Origin of the sequence: Streptomyces sp. ICBB 8177 (genome assembly GCF_003144095.1) — a bacterium.
GTDB lineage: Bacteria > Actinomycetota > Actinomycetes > Streptomycetales > Streptomycetaceae > Streptantibioticus_D.
On the sequence record NZ_NSKH01000018.1, the window covers coordinates 1,015,262 to 1,033,898 of the forward strand.

Consider the following 18,637-nt stretch of genomic DNA (forward strand, 5'->3'; position numbering starts at 1 on the left):
TCAGTACCGGCCGCCCGCTACGCCCGCGCGCCCGACCGGTCCAGGATGCGGGCCGCCACCGCCGCGGAGTCGACCAGCGGGTGCAGCGCCAGCGCGCGCAGCGCGTCACGGCGCGAACCGCTGTCCGCCGCCGCGATGGTGGCCCGCTCGACCGCCTTGACCGCGAGCATCATCCCCGCCTGGTGCTCGTCGGGCGGCGCCACCGGCAGCGGCCGGGCACCGTCCGCGCCGACCTCGCAGACCACCTCCACGACCGCGTCGTCGTCCAGCGCGGCGACCGTGCCGCCGTTGCGGACGTTGAGGATCAGCCGGGTGCGCTCGTCCCGGGCGATCGCCCGCATCAGCGCCAGCGCCACCTGGTCGTAGCCGCCGCCCTCCAGGTCGAGCGCGTCACGCTCCCAGCCGCCGGACGCCGCGCGGCTGTCGGCCATGTAGGTCTCCTCGCGCTCCAGCCGGGTGCCCTCCCACAGCTCGTACGCCCGCTCCGGGGCCGCCGCCGCGCGGGAGAAGAACCGCGCCTGCTGCCCGGCCAGGAACTCCCCGCGCGTCGCCTCCCCCGAGCGCGCCGCCGCCAGCGCCTCCCGGGTGAAGTAGTAGTAGTGCAGGTACTCGTTGGGGATCGCACCGAGCGCGCGCAGCCATTCAGGACCGAAGAGCCTGCCCTCCTCGAAGGCGCCAAGCGCCGCGTCGTCCGCCAGCAGCCCCGCCAGCAGGTCCCGCCCCGAGCCGTCCTCCAGGCGCCGCAGCCAGCCCAGGTGGTTGAGCCCCACGTAGTCGTACGACACGGCGTCCGGGTCCGCGCCCGCCGCCCGGGCCGCCCGCCGCACCAGGCCCACCGGCGAGTCGCAGATCCCGATCACCCGCTCGCCCAGCACCGCCCGCATCGCCTCGGTCACCATGCCCGCCGGATTGGTGAAGTTGATCACCCAGGCGTCCGGGGCCACCGCCGCCACCCGCTCGGCGATCCGGCGCGCCACCGGCAGCGTGCGCAGCCCGTACAGCACGCCGCCCGCGCCCACGGTCTCCTGGCCCAGCACCCCTTCGGACAGCGGGATCCGCTCGTCGTCCGCCCGGCCCGCCATGCCGCCCACCCGGATCGCGGAGAAGACGAAGTCCGCGCCGCGCAGCGCCTCGTCGAGACCGGTCGCGATCCGCACCGAGGGGGCCCGCGGCGCGCCCGCCGCCTGCGCGGCCAGCACCGAGGCGATCACCGACAGCCGCGTGCGGTCCTCGTCGTAGAGCGTCAGCTCCGAGACGGATCCGCCGTCGAGCAGAGCGCGGTACACCAGAGGTACCCGGAAACCCCCGCCGCCCAGGATCGTCAACCTCACTCCGACACCGCCTTCCCACGATGCGCGCGAAGGGCACCGGTGACGCCGGGCCCCGCTGTCATCGTGCCGTCACCCACGTACCGCCGTCATCAGGCACAGTGTCCAGCACCAGGCCATCCGCCCCGGGCGCCGACCGGCGTCCGGGCCGCGCCGGAAGGAGCACCGCCGTGGCCGTCCCGTCCGCCCTCGACCCGCTCGCCGCGCTGCGCGGCCCCGGCGATCCCGCAACGGACGTCTACCTGACCGGGACCGTGTTCCTGGACATCATCTTCACCGGCCTCGACAGCGCGCCGGTGCGCGGCACCGAGTCGTGGGCCCGCGGCATGGGCTCCAGCCCCGGCGGCATCGCCAACATGGCCACCGCGCTGGCCCGGCTCGGCCTGCGCACCTCGCTGGCGGCGGCCTTCGGCGACGACATGTACGGCGACCACTGCTGGGAGTGCCTGGAACGTGACGAGGGCATCGACCTCGCGCTCTCGCGCCGGGTGCCCGGCTGGCACTCCCCGGTGACCGTCTCGATGGCGTACGAGGGCGAACGCACCATGGTCAGCCACGGCCACGAGGCGCCGCCGCCCGAGGAGCCCGCTCCGCAGGTCCCGCCGCCCGCCCGGGCCTGCGTCGCCTCGCTCACCCCCGGCACCCGCCAGGACTGGATCGCCACCGCCGCCCGGCGCGGCAGCCGGGTCTTCGCCGACGTCGGCTGGGACGAGTCGGGCCGCTGGGACCCGGACGACCTCGCCGACCTCGCGCACTGCGACGCCTTCCTGCCCAACGCCGCCGAGGCGATGCGCTACACCCGCACCGACTGCCCCCGGCGGGCCGCCGCCAAGCTCGCGGAACGGGTGCCGCTGGCCGTGGTGACGCTCGGCGCGGAGGGCGCGTACGCGGTGGACTCCGCGAGCGGCGAGACCGCCGACGTGCCCGCGCTGACGGTGGACGCACTCGACCCGACCGGCGCCGGGGACGTGTTCGTGGCCGGCTTCGTCACCGGCACGCTGGCGGGCTGGCCGCTCGCCGACCGGCTGGCCTTCGCGAGCCTGACGGCCGCGCTGTCGGTGCAGGAGTTCGGCGGCTCGCTGTCCGCCCCCGGATGGGTCGAGATCGCCGCCTGGTGGCAGCACGCCAAGGCCTACGACGACCAGGACCGCGAGGCGCTGCGGCGCTACGCGTTCCTCGACCGCCTGCTGCCGGCCGGGGCGAGGCCGTGGCCGCTGCGGCGGGCGGTGCCGACGATCGGCTTCCGGCGCACGTGAGCGGCGCGGCACGCGAGGCACGGCGCACGGGCACCGCGCACGGGCGCGGCGGCACTAAACCCCTCGGCCACCACCCCCGTACCGTCGTACCCTTGGTACCCAAGGCCCACGTGGCGCGACGAAGAGACGAAGGCGGGACGAGAAGGCCATAGAGCCGGCCCATGACACAGACACCGACGCAGCAGCAGACGCAGGCCCGCGCCCACTTCGTCGTACCGGCCAAGCACCCCATGGTCACCGTCCTGGGATCCGGTGACTCCCTCCTGCGCGTGATCGAGGCCGCCTTCCCCGCCGTGGACATCCACGTGCGCGGCAACGAGGTCAGCGCCACCGGGGACGCGGCCGAAGTCGCCCTGGTGCAGCGGCTCTTCGACGAGATGATGCTGGTGCTGCGCGCCGGCCAACCGATGACGGAGGACGCGGTGGAGCGGTCGATCGCCATGCTCCGCAGGAGCGACGACGGCGAGGGCGGCGAGACCCCCGCACAGGTCCTCACCCAGAACATCCTGTCCAACCGGGGCCGCACGATCCGCCCCAAGACGCTCAACCAGAAGCGCTACGTCGACGCCATCGACAAGCACACCGTCGTCTTCGGCATCGGCCCGGCCGGCACCGGCAAGACCTACCTGGCCATGGCCAAGGCCGTCCAGGCCCTCCAGTCCAAGCAGGTCAACCGGATCATCCTGACCCGTCCCGCGGTCGAGGCCGGCGAGCGCCTCGGCTTCCTGCCCGGCACGCTGTACGAGAAGATCGACCCGTACCTGCGCCCGCTGTACGACGCGCTGCACGACATGATCGACCCCGACTCCATCCCGCGCCTGATGGCCGCGGGCACCATCGAGGTCGCCCCGCTCGCCTACATGCGCGGTCGCACGCTCAACGACGCGTTCATCATCCTGGACGAGGCGCAGAACACCTCGGCCGAGCAGATGAAGATGTTCCTCACCCGCCTCGGCTTCGACTCCAAGATCGTCGTCACCGGTGACGTCACCCAGATCGACCTGCCCGGCGGAACCAAGAGCGGCCTGCGCGAGGTCCAGCAGATCCTCGAAGGCGTGGAGGACGTCCACTTCTCCCGCCTGACCAGCACCGACGTGGTCCGCCACAAGCTGGTCGGACGGATCGTGGACGCCTACGAGGCGTACGACGGCCGCGGCGGCTTCGACGCCGGCCGCGGCGAGGGCGGCGGCCGCACCGGCCGCGCCAGGAACGACGGAAAGTAAACGACGGCCACATGGCGATCGACGTCAACAACGAGTCCGGCTGGGACATCGACGAGGAGTCGGTGCTCGACGCCGCCCGTTACGCCCTGGCGCGCATGCGCATCCACCCGCTCTCCGAGCTCTCGGTGATCGTGGTGGACGCCGCCGCCATGGAACAACTGCACATCCAGTGGATGGACCTGCCGGGACCCACCGACGTGATGTCCTTCCCGATGGACGAGCTGCGTCCGCCGGGCAAGGACGACGAGGAGCCCCCGCAGGGCCTGCTCGGCGACATCGTGCTGTGCCCCGAGGTGGCCAAGGCGCAGGGCGAGGCCGCGCCGACGAGGCACTCGATGGACGAGGAGCTGCAACTGCTCACCGTCCACGGCGTGTTGCACCTGCTCGGCTACGACCACGAGGAGCCGGGCGAGAAGGCCGAGATGTTCGGTCTGCAGAAGACGATCCTGGACGACTGGCGCGCCGAGCGCGGTGTCGAGGGGCCCTCCCCGGCCCCCACGACCCACTGACCGCCGTGATCGTCGCAAGCGTCCTGCTGATCGTCGTCGCCTGGCTCGCCGCCTGCGCGGAGGCCGGTCTCGCCCGCGTCTCCCGGTTCCGCGCCGAGGAGGCCGCCCGCACCGGGCGGCGCGGCGGCGACCGGCTGCTGGCCGTCGCCTCCGACCCGGTGCGCTACCTCAACGTGGCGCTGCTGGTGCGGGTGGCCTGCGAGACCTCGGCCGCGGTGCTCATCACCGTCGTCGCGGACCGCTCCTTCGCCCACACCTGGGAAGTCCTGGTCGTCGCCATCGGCGTGATGGTGCTGGTCAGTTACGTCGCCGTGGGTGTCTCGCCGCGCACCATCGGCCGCCAGCACCCGCTGAACACGGCCACCGCCGCCGCGTACGTGCTGCTGCCGCTGGCCCGGGTCATGGGGCCGGTGCCCAAGCTGCTGATCCTCGTCGGCAACGCGCTCACCCCCGGGAAGGGCTTCCGGCAGGGCCCGTTCGCCTCCGAGGCGGAGCTGCGGGCGCTGGTGGACCTCGCGGAGAAGGACTCGCTGATCGAGGACGAGGAGCGCCGCATGGTGCACTCGGTCTTCGAACTCGGCGACACCATCGTGCGCGAGGTCATGGTGCCGCGCACCGACCTGGTGATGATCGAACGCGTCAAGACCATCCGCCAGGCCCTCACCCTCGCCCTGCGCAGCGGCTTCTCCCGCATCCCGGTGACCGGCGAGAACGAGGACGACGTGGTGGGCATGGTCTACCTCAAGGACCTCGCCCGCCGGGTCCACGTCAACCGCGAGACGGAGAACGACCCGGTCTCCACGGTGATCCGCCCGGCGAGCTTCGTGCCCGACACCAAGAACGCCGGTGACCTGCTGCGCGAGATGCAGCGCGACCGCAACCACGTCGCCGTGGTCGTCGACGAGTACGGCGGCACGGCCGGTCTCGTCACCATCGAGGACATCCTGGAGGAGATCGTCGGCGAGATCACCGACGAGTACGACCGCGAACTGCCCGGCGTCGAGGAACTGGACGGCGGCGGCTACCGGGTCACCTCCCGCCTCGACATCGGCGACCTCGGCGAGCTGTACGGCGTCGAGCTGGACGACGAGGACGTCGAGACCGTCGGCGGCCTGCTGGCCAAGGCGCTGGGCCGGGTGCCGATCCCGGGCGCCAGCGCGGTCGTCCCGCTGCCCGAGCCGTCCGGCCCCGGGCCCGCCCCGGCCGCGCTGCGGCTGACGGCGGAGACCCCGGCGGGCCGCCGCAACCGCATCGGCACGGTGCTGGTCGCCCCGGTGGACGCGGCCGAGGCCCAGGAGGCGCTGGAGGAGGCGGAGCACGCCCGGCACGAGGGCGTGCGGCACGAGGGCTGAAGCGGGTGCGGGGCGGGCGGCGCGGGGCCGCGGATATGCTCGCCCGCATGAGCGACAGCGCAGCCGTGGACCTGGACCCGGAAGACCGCAAGATCCTCACCCTGGCGCGTTCCGCGCGGGCCCGCAACGGCGTTCCCGAGGGCGCGGCCGTACGGGACGAGACCGGGCGCACCTACGTCGCGGGCTCGGTACTCCTGCCGTCCCTGCCGCTGAGCGCGCTGCGCACCGCCGTCGCGATGGCGTTCGCCAGCGGTGCGAAAGCGCTGGAGGCCGCCGCCGTCGTCACCGAGGCCGCGTCGGTCCCGGCGGAGGACCTGGCCGCGGTGCGGGACCTGGGCGGGCCTGGCACCAAGGTCTTGCGGGCGGGCCCGGACGGCGCCGTGGCCGCCGTCGAGACCGCCTGAGCGGGCCGCCGGGGCGGGCACGCGGCGACCGCACGCCCGCCCATCGGGGAGAATGGTGCGCATGAGCGCTCGTACACACTCCGTCGATGCCCCGCACCGGGCCGGTTTCGTCTGCTTCGTCGGACGGCCCAACGCGGGCAAGTCCACCCTCACGAACGCTCTGGTCGGCCAGAAGGTGGCGATCACCTCCAACCGGCCGCAGACCACCCGCCACACCGTGCGCGGCATCGTCCACCGCCCGGACGCCCAGCTGGTGCTGGTCGACACCCCTGGTCTGCACAAGCCGCGCACCCTGCTGGGCGAGCGGCTCAACGACGTGGTGCGCACCACGTGGGCCGAGGTGGACGTCATCGGCTTCTGCCTGCCCGCCGACCAGAAGATCGGCCCCGGCGACAAGTTCATCGCCAAGGAACTGGCCGGGATCAGGAAGACGCCGAAGATCGCCATCGTCACCAAGACCGACCTGGTCGACCCCGAGCGGCTGGCCGAGCAGCTGATCGCGGTGGACCAGCTGGGCCGCGAACTCGGCATCGAGTGGGCCGAGATCGTGCCGGTCTCCGCCGTCCGCGGTGATCAGGTCGCGCTGCTGAGCGACCTCGTCGTGCCCCTGCTGCCCGAGGGCCCCGCGCTCTACCCGGAGGGCGACCTCACCGACGAGCCCGAGCAGGTCATGGTCGCCGAGCTGATCCGCGAGGCCGCGCTCGAAGGCGTACGGGACGAACTGCCGCACTCCATCGCGGTGGTGGTCGAGGAGATGCTGCCGCGCGAGGACCGCCCCGCGGACCGGCCGCTGCTGGACGTGCACGCCGTCATCTACATCGAGCGCCCCAGCCAGAAGGGCATCGTCATCGGTCCCAAGGGCGCCCGCCTGAAGGACGTCGGCAGCAAGTCCCGCAAGCACATCGAGGCGCTGCTCGGCACGCCGGTCTTCCTCGACCTGCACGTCAAGGTGGCCAAGGACTGGCAGCGCGACCCGAAGCAGCTGCGCAGGCTCGGCTTCTGACGACGCACCGACGGCACCGCAACGCCGACGGGCTTGCGGGCGGCCCCGCCGGGACCGCCCGCGCACCGGCGCCGGTCAGGAGTCCAGGACCGCCCGGACCAGCGCCCGCTGGGCCTCGCTCAGGTGCGGGTCGTCCACCCGTACCGTGCGGTCGCCCACCGTGATCTCGTAGCGGAATCCGTCCGGTGCCCCGCTCGTCCTCGTCCGGTCCGCCACCGCGTCCCTGGCCAGCGAGTCGAGCCGGGGCGCGTCCGCCCGGCCGGTGGTCTCCAGCTCACCGCGCCGGGTCAGCCCCGCGAAGCCGCCCGTCCTGGTCACCGATATCCGCATCGCGTCCTCACTCCGTGGTGGGGGCGGGCACGCCCGCCTGACGCGGCACCGCACCGCCGGTCGCGGCCGGCGTGACGCCGACGCCCTGCCACGCGGCCAGCACGGCGCGGTGCTCCTCACCGTCACCGTACCGGTGCAGCGCCGAAGCGGCGGTGGCCGCGGCGAAGGCGGCGAAGTCCGCGTCGTGCGCGAGGTGGCCGCCGGTCAGCGTGTCGTACCAGATCCGGCCGGCGCGCTCCCAGGCGAAGCCGCCCAGCGCGGTCGCCAGCAGGTAGAACGCGTGGTTGGGGATGCCGGAGTTGATGTGCACGCCGCCGTCGTCGTCGTAGGTGTCGACGTAGTGCGCCATGTCGCCGGGCTGCGGGTCCTTGCCCAGGCGCGGGTCGTCGTAGGCGGTGCCGGGCGCCTTCATCGAGCGCAGCGCGACCCCGTGCACGCCCTTGGCGAGCAGGCCCTCGCCGATCAGCCAGTCGGCCCGGTCGGCGGTCTGGCCGAGGTGGCGCTGCTTGATCAGCGAGCCGAAGACGTCGGAGACCGACTCGTTGAGCGCCCCGGACTGGCCCTGGTAGTCGAGGCCCGCCGTGTACTGCGTGACGCCGTGGGTGAGTTCGTGGCCGATGACGTCCACGGCGATGGTGAAGTCGTTGAAGATCCGGCCGTCACCGTCGCCGAACACCATCTGCTTGCCGTCCCAGAAGGCGTTGTCGTACTTCCTGCCGTAGTGCACCGAGGCGTTCAGCGGCAGTCCCGCGCCGTCGACGGAGTGGCGTCCGTAGGCGGAGAGGTAGAAGTCGTAGGTGGCGCCGAGGCCGTCGTAGGCGCGGTTGACCGGGGGGTCCGAGGTGGCGGCGGCGCCCTCCGCGCGGACCTCGGAACCGGGCAGCGTCTGGGTGTGGTGGGCGTCGTAGATGGTGCGCTTCGGCGTGTCGTCGGCGCGGGCGGCGATCGCCTCCGGAGCCACCGCCGCGTGACCGGCGACCCGGCGGCGGCTGCGGTGCGCGGCGTCCAGCTCAAGCGACAGGCGGGCGGGCAGGTGGAGTTCGGGGTCGGCGGACCGGGCGAGGTGGTGGAGCAGGTGCGGGGGGACGATCGAGCAGAACGAGCGGGAGCGGGCGTCGTGGCCGGTCGCGTGCGGGGGATCGGTGAGTGAGTCCATGAGTGAAATGTCGCACCCTGTAGTCGAGTTGTCACTATCCGTGGCAGAAATTGACGGGATGGAGTGGATTCCGGGCGGTTGGGGTTGCTTTCGTGTCTTGCATACTGAGAGGGACCGGGCTTGCGCTGGGCGTCGCAGGACCTCTCGGCTAGGCTTCCCCATCATGCGATGCGGGCTGCTTCTCCTTAGCCGCCGCGGTGAGGGCCTGTAGTCGAGGCCGACCCCCTCCCCGCGGAGTTCGGTGCTGCGCGATCTCGCCGCCGTCGGCCGTCCTACGAGCCACACGACTCCAGGAGCCTCCCGCATGAGCAGTCCCGCCCCCGTCGGCCGCCCCACGCCCGTCACCGCCGCCACCGTGCGGCAGCGCCCCTCCGGCATGCCGATCCACCGCTACGGCCCGTACGAGGCCGTCGACATCCCGGACCGAACCTGGCCGGACCGGCGGATCACCAAGGCGCCGCGCTGGCTCTCCACCGACCTGCGGGACGGCAACCAGGCGCTGATCGACCCGATGTCCCCGGCCCGCAAGCGCGCCATGTTCGACCTGCTGGTGCGCATGGGCTACAAGGAGATCGAGGTCGGCTTCCCCTCCTCCGGGCAGACCGACTTCGACTTCGTGCGCTCCATCATCGAGGACGGCGCGATCCCCGAGGACGTCACGATCTCCGTCCTGACCCAGGCCCGTGAGGAACTGATCGAGCGCACGGTGGAGTCGCTGCGCGGCGCCCCGCGCGCCACCGTCCACCTGTACAACGCGGCGGCGCCGCTCTTCCGCCGGGTGGTCTTCCGCTGCGGGCGCGAGGAGATCAAGCAGATCGCGGTGGACGGCACCCGGCTGGTGATGGAGTACGCCGACAAGATCCTGGGCGACGAGACGGTCTTCGGCTACCAGTACAGCCCGGAGATCTTCACCGACACCGAGCTGGACTTCGCCCTGGAGATCTGCGAGGGCGTGATGGACGTCTGGCAGCCCGAGGACGGCCGCGAGATCATCCTCAACCTGCCCGCCACCGTGGAGCGTTCGACCCCCTCCACGCACGCCGACCGCTTCGAGTGGATGTCGCGCAACCTGTCGCGCCGCGAGCACGTGTGCCTGTCGGTCCACCCGCACAACGACCGCGGCACCGCGGTGGCCGCCGCCGAGCTGGCCGTCATGGCCGGCGCCGACCGCGTCGAGGGCTGCCTGTTCGGCCAGGGCGAGCGCACCGGCAACGTCGACCTGGTCACGCTGGGCATGAACCTGTTCAGCCAGGGCGTCGACCCGATGATCGACTTCTCGCAGATCGACGAGATCCGCCGCACCGCCGAGTACTGCAACCAGATGGAGGTCCACCCGCGCCACCCCTACGCGGGCGACCTGGTCTACACCGCCTTCTCCGGCTCCCACCAGGACGCCATCAAGAAGGGCTTCGAGGCGCTGGAGGCCGACGCGGCCGCCCAGGGCCGGGGCGTGGACGAGATCGAGTGGGCGGTGCCGTACCTGCCCATCGACCCCAAGGACGTGGGCCGCTCCTACGAGGCGGTCATCCGGGTCAACTCCCAGTCCGGCAAGGGCGGTGTCGCCTACGTGCTGAAGAACGAGCACAAGCTGGACCTGCCGCGCCGGATGCAGATCGAGTTCTCGAAGATCATCCAGGCCAAGACCGACTCCGAGGGCGGCGAGGTCACGCCGGCCGCGATCTGGTCGGTCTTCCAGGACGAGTACCTGCCGGTGGACGGCGCCGCCTGGGGCCGGATCGCGCTGCGCAGCGCGCAGACCTCCACCAGCAGCGACGGCGCCGACGCGCTCACCGTGGAGGCCGTGGTCGACGGCGTCGAGACCGTGCTGACCGGTACCGGCAACGGCCCGATCTCCGCGTTCGTCGACGCGCTGACCGGCATCGGCGTGGACGCCCGGGTGCTGGACTACTGCGAGCACACCCTGAGCGAGGGCGCCAGCGCCCAGGCCGCCTCGTACATCGAGTGCGCCATCGACGGGAAGGTGCTGTGGGGCATCGGCGTCGACCCCAACACCACCCGCGCCTCGATCAAGGCGGTGGTCTCCGCGGTCAACCGCGCCACGCGCGGCTGACCCGGAACTCCCCGGCGCGCCGACGGCCCCGGCCCCCCTGTCGCAGCGGGGCGCCGGGGCCGTTTTCCGACCGGAACCCGTACGCGGTACTGACGGAGCCCCTCGGTGTGGCTAACATCACTCCAACACGGCAGCGTTGCCGGAGCATTACGTCACGTTGCGTCATGTTTCGTCATGGACGCGTAAACGTCACGTCGCCCTCCGTCGGCACGCCGTCCGTGATCGTGCCGGGACGAGCCGCCGGAGGTCGCGCCGTGAGCCTGTCATCTCTTGAACTGTGCTACCGGGGTCTGTACGTCTGGGGCGTCCGGACGACGTGGCACACCGAGGGAGACGGCGAGTTCTTCTGCCCCGGGTGCGGCGGGGACCGCAACTACCGCCGCCGCACCGGGACCCGCCGCCTGACGCTCCTCAACGTCCCGCTGCTGCGGCGCGGCTCCGCCGGGACGGTCGCCGAGTGCGGGGCGTGCGGGGAGCGCTTCGGCCTTGAAGCGCTCCAGGCGCCCACCACCGGCCGGTTCTCCGCGATGCTGCGCGACGCGGTGCACACCGTCGCCCTCGCGGTGCTCACCGCGGGCGGCGCCGGGTCCCGGGCGGCACGCGAGACGGCGCTTGAGGCGGTGCGCGACGCCGGGTTCAGCGACTGCACCGAGGATCAGCTGATCGGACTGCTGGCCGCGCTCGCCGCCGACGAGGGCCGGATGCCGGGCGCCTACGACGCGCGGGCCGAAGCCGTGGACGGCTGCGGCACCTGGCTGTCGATCGAACTGCACGAGGCGCTGTTCCCGCTGGCCGAGCACATGGAACCGCAGGGCCGCGAGCGCCTGCTGCTCCAGGCGGCCCGCATCGCCCTGGCGGACGGCCCCTACCAGGCGGCGGAGCGCGAGGCGCTGGCCGCGGTCGGGCGCTCGCTGTCCTTCCCCCAGGAGGACACCGACCGCCTGCTGGAGGCAGCGGCCGGCACGCTGTCCTGAGCCGGACGACTCCCCGGTCCGCCGTCCTCGGCCCTCGCCGCCCGGGCGCGGCCCGCCGTGCGCGACAATGACCCCATGACCCTCTTCCGTGACGACGGCCTCGTGCTGCGGACGCAGAAGCTCGGCGAGGCCGACCGGATCGTCACGGTGCTCACCCGGCGGCACGGCAGGGTGCGGGCGGTCGCGCGGGGGGTGCGGCGGACCAAGTCGAAGTTCGGCGCGAGGTTGGAGCCGTTCTCCCACGTCGACGTGCAGTTCTTCGCGCGCGGCGGCGAACTCGTCGGCCGCGGGCTGCCGTTGTGCACGCAGGTCGAGTCGATCGCCGCGTACGGCAGCGGCATCGTCGGCGACTACGCCCGCTACACCGCCGGGACCGCGATGCTGGAGACGGCCGAGCGGTTCACCGACCACGAGGGGGAGCCGGCCGTCCAGCAGTACCTGCTGCTGGTCGGCGCCCTGCGCACGCTCGCCTCCGGGGAGCACGACGCGCGCCTGGTGCTGGACGCCTTCCTGCTGCGCTCGCTGGCCGTCAACGGCTACGCGCCGAGCTTCGAGGCGTGCGCGCAGTGCGGCATGCCCGGCCCGAACCGGTTCTTCTCGGTCGCCTCGGGAGGAGTGGTGTGCGGGGAGTGCCGGGTCCCCGGCAGCGTCGTACCCTCTCCGGAGTCGATGGAACTGCTGGGGGCGCTCCTGACGGGCGACTGGCGGATCGTGGACTCCTGCGAGGAGCGGCACGCCCGGGAGGGCAGCGGGCTGGTCGCCGCGTACCTCCAGTGGCATCTGGAGCGGGGCCTGCGGTCGCTGCGGTTCGTCGAGAAGTCCGCCGGGTCGTAGGCCCGGACGGGGCACGGATACACGGGAGAAGGTAAAAGAGCGCATGGCACGTCGTGGGATTCTCAGCCGCAACCGCCGCGAGTACCGGGTCCCCGACCCGCACCCGTCCGGCGCCCGGCCACCGAAGATCCCCGCCGAACTGGTGCCGAACCACGTCGCCGTGGTCATGGACGGCAACGGCCGCTGGGCCAAGCAGCGGGGCCTGCCGCGCACCGAGGGCCACAAGGTCGGCGAGGGCGTGGTGATGGACGTGCTCAAGGGCTGCATCGAGATGGGCGTGAAGAACCTCTCGCTGTACGCCTTCTCCACCGAGAACTGGAAGCGCTCACCGGAGGAGGTGCGCTTCCTGATGAACTTCAACCGCGACGTCATCCGCCGCCGCCGCGACGAGATGGACGAACTGGGCATCCGCATCCGCTGGACCGGGCGGATGCCCAAGCTGTGGAAGTCGGTCGTCCAGGAACTCCAGGTCGCCCAGGAGCAGACCGTCGACAACGACGCGATGACGCTGTACTTCTGCGTCAACTACGGCGGCCGGGCGGAGATCGCCGACGCGGCGGCGGCCATGGCGGCCGACGTGAGGGCCGGGCGGCTCGACCCGTCGAAGGTCACCGAGCGCACCTTCGCCAGGTACCTGTACTACCCGGACATGCCCGACGTGGACCTGTTCGTGCGGCCCTCCGGCGAGCAGCGCACCTCCAACTACCTGATCTGGCAGTCCGCGTACGCCGAGATGGTCTTCCAGGACGTGCTGTGGCCGGACTTCGACCGCCGCGACCTGTGGCGGGCCTGCCTGGAGTACGCCTCCCGCGACCGCCGCTTCGGCGGCGCGATCCCCAACGAGATGGCGGAGGGTCTGCGCAAGGGCTAGCCCGCCCGCTTCCCGCCATACGAAGGCCCCGGCGTCCCCCGTGGACACCGGGGCCTTCGCCGTCTGCGCCTCCGCTCGCCGAACGTTCTGACATCTCATGCAATAATTGTCAGCATGTCCGACGACGAGAAGCTGGAAGCGATCCTGGGCGCCGCCTACGAGTGCTTCCGGCTGCACGGCGTGCGGCGGACGACCATGGACGACATCGCCCGTCACGCGGGCATGTCACGACCGGCCGTCTACCAGCACGTACGCAACAAGGAAGACGCCTTCCGGCGGCTGGCGACCCGGCTGTTCTCGCAGGCGATGGCCGACTTCCGGGCCGGCCTCGACGCCGACGCGCCGTTCCCCGAGCGGCTGGCGCTGGCCCTGGCGGCCAAGCTCCGACTGGTGATCAAGATCTGGTCGGAGAGCCCGCACGCCGAGGAACTGCTCGGCGAGGGCGTCAAGCTCACCGCCGACCTGGTCTTCGAGGCGCACGCCGCCACCCTCGACGCGCTGACCGCCGCCGTACGCGCCGAGCGTCCCGACGCCGACGCCGAGGAGTTCGCCGAGCTGCTGATGGCGCTCGGCCGCGGCCTGGAAGTGCGCTCGGCCGACCCCGACGTCCCGCTGCGGCGGCTGCGGCAGGGCGTCGCACTGCTCGTCGCGGGTCTCGACCACCCCGCAACCGCCTGAAGCCGTAAGGGGACGCCATGTCCGTACTGCTGCACCGAATAGGCCGCACCGCGTACCACCGCCGCAAGACGGTGCTCGCGGTGTGGCTGGTGATCCTCGCCGCGCTGGTGGCCTGCGTGGCCGCGTTCGGCGGCAGGCTGGACGACACCTTCAGCGTGCCCGGCGCCCAGTCCCAGCAGGCGCTGAACACCCTGAAGAAGACCCTCCCGGCCGCCTCCGGGACCAACGCCCAGATCGTCTATACCGTCCCGCGCGGCAAGGACGTCACCAAGCCGCCCTACGCCACCGCCATCGCGGACAGCCTGGCGAAGGTCGCGCGCACCCCGCAGCAGGACGCCGTCATCACGCCGCAGCAGGCCCACACGGTCTCCCCGGACCACTCGGCCGCCGTGGCCCAGGTGCAGTACCCGCTGCAACGCGCCGAGGTCAAGCAGTCCTCGCTGGACGCGGTCGAGGCCGCCGCGAGGACGGCGAAGGCCGACGGGCTGAGCGTCTCGGTCGGCGGCACCGCCTACGGCAGCCGGGGTGTCCAGGTCGGGCCCGGCGAGATGATCGGCGTGGTGGTCGCGCTCGCCGTGCTGGTGATCACCTTCGGCTCGCTGCTCGCCGCCGGGATGCCGCTGGTCTCCGCGCTGCTCGGGGTGGGTGTGGCGCTGGTCGGACTGATGGCGCTGACCCCACTGGTGTCGGTCTCCTCGACGGCGGTCACCCTCGCGCTGATGCTGGGGCTCGCGGTCGGCATCGACTACGCCCTGTTCATCCTCTCCCGGCACCGCTCCCAGCTCGCCCGCGGCATGGAGCCGCGTGAGTCGGCGGCCCTGGCCAACAGCACCGCGGGCAGCGCCGTGGTCTTCGCGGGCAGCACCGTGATCATCGCGCTGGCCGCGCTCAGCGTGATCGGCATCCCGTTCCTGACCGTGATGGGCCTCGGCGCGGCCGGCGCGGTGCTGATCGCGGTGCTGGTGGCGCTCACCCTGCTGCCCGCGCTCGCCGGGTTCGCGGGGGAGCGGCTGGTGCCCAAGCCGGGTTCGCGGGCCGCGCTGCGCGCCCGGGCGGCGGCCGGGGACGGGGACGACGAGGGCGGGCGCGGGCGCGACACGATGGGCGCGCGCTGGATCCGGTTCGCCACCGCCAAGCCCCTGCTGACCGTGGTCGCGGTCGTCGGCGCGCTGGTGGTCGCCGCGCTGCCCGCCGGGGACCTGCGGCTGGGGCTGCCGGACAACGGTTCGGCGGCCAAGGGTTCCAGCGAGCGCGTCGCCTACGACACCATCAGCGACCACTTCGGGCCCGGCTTCAACGGCCCCCTGCTGGTCCTGGCCGACGGCCCGGCGACCGGCCCCGCCGCCCAGCGCGCCGCGCTCGGCGTGGCCAAGGAGCTGCACGGCCTGCCCGGCGTGGTCGCGGTCGCGCCGCCGCAGCCGACCAAGGCGGCCGGGCAGTCGGTCATCCAGGTCGTCCCGGCCGGCGGTCCCGAGGACCAGCGCACCACCGACCTGGTCAACGTCATCCGCGACAAGGCCGGTGCCATCCACACGGCCACCGGCGAGACCGTCTCGGTCACCGGCACCACCGCCGTCAACATCGACGTCTCCAACCGCCTGCGCGACTCGCTCCTGCCGTACCTGGGCATCGTCGTCGGGCTCAGCCTGATCCTGCTGATGATCGTCTTCCGGTCCCTGGTGGTCCCGGTCAAGGCGACCGGCGGGTTCCTGCTGTCGGTCGCGGCCTCGCTCGGCCTGGTGGTCGCGCTCTTCCAGTGGGGCTGGCTCGCGGACGCGCTCGGGGTGGCCAGGACCGGTCCGGTCGTCAGCTTCCTGCCCATCATCCTGATCGGCGTGCTGTTCGGGCTCGCCATGGACTACGAGGTCTTCCTCGTCTCCGGCGTCCGCGAGGAATGGGTGCGCACCGGGCGGGCGAAGGAGGCCGTGGTGGACGGTGCCCGGCACAACACCCGGGTCGTCACCGCCGCCGCGCTCATCATGTTCACCGTCTTCGCGGGCTTCTTCCCGACCGACGACGCGTTCATCAAGCCGATCGCGTTCTCCCTCGGCGTGGGCGTGCTGCTGGACGCCTTCGCGGTGCGCATGACGCTCGTCCCGGCGATCCTGGCCCTGGTCGGGCGCGCCGCGTGGTGGCTGCCGCGACCGCTGGAGCGCCTGCTGCCCAACCTCGACGTGGAGGGATCGGGGCCCGCCGCGGACGGCGAGCGGGCCGCCGGGGTGCCGGTGCGGTAGTCCCGGGGGAAGGCGTGGGAGAGGGGCGGCGGCACCGGACACCGCCCCTCTCACGCGTTCAGTGCCCGGCCGGCGTCACTCCTTCATCCGGGCGCAGCTCTCGCAGGTGCCGAAGATCTCGATCGTGTGGTCCACGTCCACGTATCCGTGCTCGGTGGCGAGGGCCTCCGCCCACTTCTCCACCGCCGGGCCCTCCACCTCGACCGCCTTGCCGCACTCGCGGCAGACCAGGTGGTGGTGGTGGCCGCTGCTGCACCGCCGGTAGACCGCCTCGCCCTCGCTGGTGCGCAGCACGTCCACCTCGCCCGCGTCGGCCAGCGACTGGAGGGTGCGGTAGACCGTGGTCAGCCCGACCGAGTCGCCGCGGTGCCGCAGCAGGTCGTGCAGCTCCTGCGCGCTGCGGAACTCGTCGACCTCGGACAGCGCGGCCGAGACCGCTGCCCGCTGCCGGGTCGAACGGCCCTGCACGGGCGGGTTTGCGGTGGCCACGATCGTCCTCCTCGGTGCCGCGCGGGCTCGTGTCGCCGGTACTGCCCCCATTGTGCCAGCGCCCGCCGACAGCCGGGCGGGCGCGCGCCGGGCCCCGGCGGGGCGGCCGGTGCGCGGAAAAGCGGGAACCGATTTGATCCGGGGGGTGCGGACGCCGGTAATCTGAGGTATTCGCTGGGCCGCAGCGGGCCGCCTGAACACGACGCGCGGGTACCGAGCGGATCCCACACTGACCGCTTCGTCGTACTGAAGAGAGCACCGTGGCCGCCGACAAGATCGACACCATCGTCAGCCTGAGCAAGCGCCGTGGCTTCGTCTACCCCTGCTCCGAGATCTACGGTGGCCAGCGCGCCGCCTGGGACTACGGCCCGCTCGGCGTGGAGCTCAAGGAGAACATCAAGCGCCAGTGGTGGCGTTCCATGGTCACCTCGCGCGACGACGTGGTCGGACTCGACTCGTCGGTGATCCTGGCCCGCGAGGTCTGGGAGGCCTCCGGTCACGTGGCCACCTTCACCGACCCGCTCACCGAGTGCACCTCCTGCCACAAGCGTTTCCGCGCGGACCACCTGGAGGAGGCGTACGAGGCCAAGCACGGCCACGCCCCCGCCAACGGCCTCGCCGACATCAACTGCCCCAACTGCGGCAACAAGGGCGCGTTCACCGAACCCAAGCAGTTCTCCGGCCTGCTCTCCACCCACCTCGGCCCCACCCAGGACTCCGGTTCCGTGGCCTACCTGCGCCCCGAGACCGCGCAGGGCATCTTCACCAACTTCGCCGCCGTCCAGCAGACCTCGCGCAAGAAGCCGCCGTTCGGCATCGCGCAGATCGGCAAGTCGTTCCGGAACGAGATCACTCCGGGCAACTTCATCTTCCGCACGCGTGAGTTCGAGCAGATGGAGATGGAGTTCTTCGTCAAGCCCGGAGAGGACGAGACGTGGCACGAGTACTGGATGGAGCAGCGCTGGAACTGGTACCGCGACCTCGGCATCCGCGAGGAGAACATCCGCTGGTACGAGCACCCCAAGGAGAAGCTGTCGCACTACTCCAAGCGCACGGCTGACATCGAGTACCGCTTCAACTTCGGCGGCACCGAGTACTCCGAGCTGGAGGGCGTGGCCAACCGCACCGACTACGACCTGTCGGCGCACTCCAAGGCGTCCGGCCAGGACCTGTCGTACTTCGACCAGGAGGCCGGCGAGCGCTGGTTCCCGTACGTCATCGAGCCCGCGGCGGGCGTCAACCGCGCGATGCTGGCGTTCATGCTCGACGCGTACAACGAGGACGAGGCGCCCAACGCGAAGGGCGCGATGGAGAAGCGCACCGTCATGCGGCTCGACCCCCGGCTCGCGCCGGTCAAGGTCGCGGTGCTGCCGCTGTCGCGCAACCCGCAGCTGTCGCCCAAGGCGAAGGGCCTGGCGGCGGACCTGCGCAAGAACTGGAACATCGACTTCGACGACGCGGGCGCGATCGGCCGCCGCTACCGCCGCCAGGACGAGATCGGCACGCCGTTCTGCGTCACGGTCGACTTCGACACGCTCGAGGACAACGCGGTGACGGTGCGGGAGCGGGACACGATGAAGCAGGAACGGGTGTCCCTGGACCAGGTCCAGGCCTACCTGGCCAGCCGGCTGCTGGGCTGCTAGCCGGAGGTCGGGCCGGGGGCCACTCGCCGTTGTGGTTGCGGTGGTTGGGCGGCCACCGGCCGGTGGGGGTTGAGCGCGCAGTTCCCCGCGCCCCTTGCGGGGCTATCGCGGTCCGCTGTGCCTTTTAGGGGCGCGGGGAACTGCACGACCAGCCACGACGGTGGTGCTGGGGGCCACTCGCCGTTGCCATGGCGGTAGTTGGGCGGCCACCGGCCGGTGGAGGCCGCTCGCGCAGTTCCCCGCGCCCCTTACGGGGCGACCGCGGTCCGCTGAGCCTTTAGG

At 72.3% G+C, this 18,637-nt stretch carries 17 protein-coding genes; 13 read left to right on the top strand and 4 right to left on the bottom strand.

The features are described 5' to 3' along the window. Nucleotides 1-17: 17 nt before the first annotated feature. The gene (locus CK485_RS12955; protein ID WP_109450083.1) at nt 18-1,331 is read right to left on the bottom strand and encodes a 6-phospho-beta-glucosidase; all 1,314 of its coding nucleotides are present in this window, start codon (nt 1,329-1,331) and stop codon (nt 18-20) included. Between the two features lie 167 nt (nt 1,332-1,498). Between CK485_RS12955 and CK485_RS12960 the strand changes: the two genes are divergently transcribed. The 6 genes from CK485_RS12960 to era all read left to right on the top strand — a co-directional run bounded on the left by CK485_RS12960 (nt 1,499) and on the right by era (nt 7,075). Next, on the top strand, nt 1,499-2,584 hold the full coding sequence (locus CK485_RS12960; RefSeq protein WP_241968322.1) for a PfkB family carbohydrate kinase: 1,086 nt from the start codon (nt 1,499-1,501) through the stop codon (nt 2,582-2,584). 161 nt (nt 2,585-2,745) lie between these two features. Beyond that, nucleotides 2,746-3,807 carry a PhoH family protein gene (locus CK485_RS12965; RefSeq protein ID WP_109450087.1) on the top strand — a complete coding sequence of 354 codons (1,062 nt, stop codon included), beginning with the start codon at nt 2,746-2,748 and terminating at the stop codon, nt 3,805-3,807. Between the two features lie 11 nt (nt 3,808-3,818). Then, on the top strand, nt 3,819-4,316 hold the full coding sequence (gene ybeY / locus CK485_RS12970) for an rRNA maturation RNase YbeY (protein ID WP_109450089.1): 498 nt from the start codon (nt 3,819-3,821) through the stop codon (nt 4,314-4,316). Continuing rightward, nucleotides 4,313-5,668, top strand: coding sequence for a hemolysin family protein (locus CK485_RS12975; RefSeq protein ID WP_241968450.1), 1,356 nt, complete (start codon nt 4,313-4,315; stop codon nt 5,666-5,668). Before ybeY ends, CK485_RS12975 begins: the two co-directional genes overlap by 4 nt. Before the next feature lie 47 nt (nt 5,669-5,715). Further along, the gene (locus tag CK485_RS12980; protein WP_109452906.1) at nt 5,716-6,072 is read left to right on the top strand and encodes a cytidine deaminase; all 357 of its coding nucleotides are present in this window, start codon (nt 5,716-5,718) and stop codon (nt 6,070-6,072) included. 61 nt (nt 6,073-6,133) lie between these two features. Next, nucleotides 6,134-7,075: a GTPase Era gene (era, locus tag CK485_RS12985; RefSeq protein ID WP_109450093.1), complete on the top strand. Its 942-nt coding sequence runs from the start codon at nt 6,134-6,136 to the stop codon at nt 7,073-7,075. 75 nt (nt 7,076-7,150) lie between these two features. On the opposite strand, the gene CK485_RS12990 is transcribed toward era, so the two are convergent. Together CK485_RS12990 and CK485_RS12995 are read right to left on the bottom strand one after the other, a co-directional pair. After that, nucleotides 7,151-7,405 (bottom strand): protealysin inhibitor emfourin, encoded by a 255-nt coding sequence (locus tag CK485_RS12990; protein WP_109450095.1) that lies wholly within the window; start codon nt 7,403-7,405, stop codon nt 7,151-7,153. 7 nt (nt 7,406-7,412) lie between these two features. After that, complete coding sequence (locus tag CK485_RS12995; RefSeq protein WP_109450097.1) at nt 7,413-8,561, bottom strand: M4 family metallopeptidase; 1,149 nt, start codon at nt 8,559-8,561, stop codon at nt 7,413-7,415. A 304-nt stretch (nt 8,562-8,865) separates the two neighbouring features. On the opposite strand from CK485_RS12995, the gene leuA reads away from it, so the two are divergent. The 6 genes from leuA to CK485_RS13025 all read left to right on the top strand — a co-directional run bounded on the left by leuA (nt 8,866) and on the right by CK485_RS13025 (nt 16,223). Then, nucleotides 8,866-10,632 carry a 2-isopropylmalate synthase gene (leuA, locus tag CK485_RS13000; protein WP_109450099.1) on the top strand — a complete coding sequence of 589 codons (1,767 nt, stop codon included), beginning with the start codon at nt 8,866-8,868 and terminating at the stop codon, nt 10,630-10,632. A gap of 254 nt (nt 10,633-10,886) precedes the next feature. Then, the gene (locus CK485_RS13005) at nt 10,887-11,606 is read left to right on the top strand and encodes a TerB family tellurite resistance protein (protein ID WP_241968323.1); all 720 of its coding nucleotides are present in this window, start codon (nt 10,887-10,889) and stop codon (nt 11,604-11,606) included. Between the two features lie 75 nt (nt 11,607-11,681). Beyond that, the gene (recO, locus tag CK485_RS13010; RefSeq protein ID WP_109450103.1) at nt 11,682-12,440 is read left to right on the top strand and encodes a DNA repair protein RecO; all 759 of its coding nucleotides are present in this window, start codon (nt 11,682-11,684) and stop codon (nt 12,438-12,440) included. A gap of 43 nt (nt 12,441-12,483) precedes the next feature. Beyond that, nucleotides 12,484-13,311 (top strand): isoprenyl transferase, encoded by an 828-nt coding sequence (locus CK485_RS13015; protein WP_109450105.1) that lies wholly within the window; start codon nt 12,484-12,486, stop codon nt 13,309-13,311. A gap of 114 nt (nt 13,312-13,425) precedes the next feature. After that, complete coding sequence (locus CK485_RS13020; RefSeq protein WP_109450107.1) at nt 13,426-13,989, top strand: TetR/AcrR family transcriptional regulator; 564 nt, start codon at nt 13,426-13,428, stop codon at nt 13,987-13,989. 17 nt (nt 13,990-14,006) lie between these two features. Further along, the gene (locus tag CK485_RS13025; protein ID WP_109450109.1) at nt 14,007-16,223 is read left to right on the top strand and encodes an MMPL family transporter; all 2,217 of its coding nucleotides are present in this window, start codon (nt 14,007-14,009) and stop codon (nt 16,221-16,223) included. 75 nt (nt 16,224-16,298) lie between these two features. Here CK485_RS13025 and CK485_RS13030 read toward each other — a convergent pair whose 3' ends face one another. Continuing rightward, on the bottom strand, nt 16,299-16,712 hold the full coding sequence (locus CK485_RS13030; RefSeq protein WP_109450111.1) for a Fur family transcriptional regulator: 414 nt from the start codon (nt 16,710-16,712) through the stop codon (nt 16,299-16,301). 260 nt (nt 16,713-16,972) lie between these two features. Between CK485_RS13030 and CK485_RS13035 the strand changes: the two genes are divergently transcribed. Further along, complete coding sequence (locus CK485_RS13035; protein WP_109450113.1) at nt 16,973-18,355, top strand: glycine--tRNA ligase; 1,383 nt, start codon at nt 16,973-16,975, stop codon at nt 18,353-18,355. The last annotated feature ends 282 nt before the right edge of the window (nt 18,356-18,637 follow it).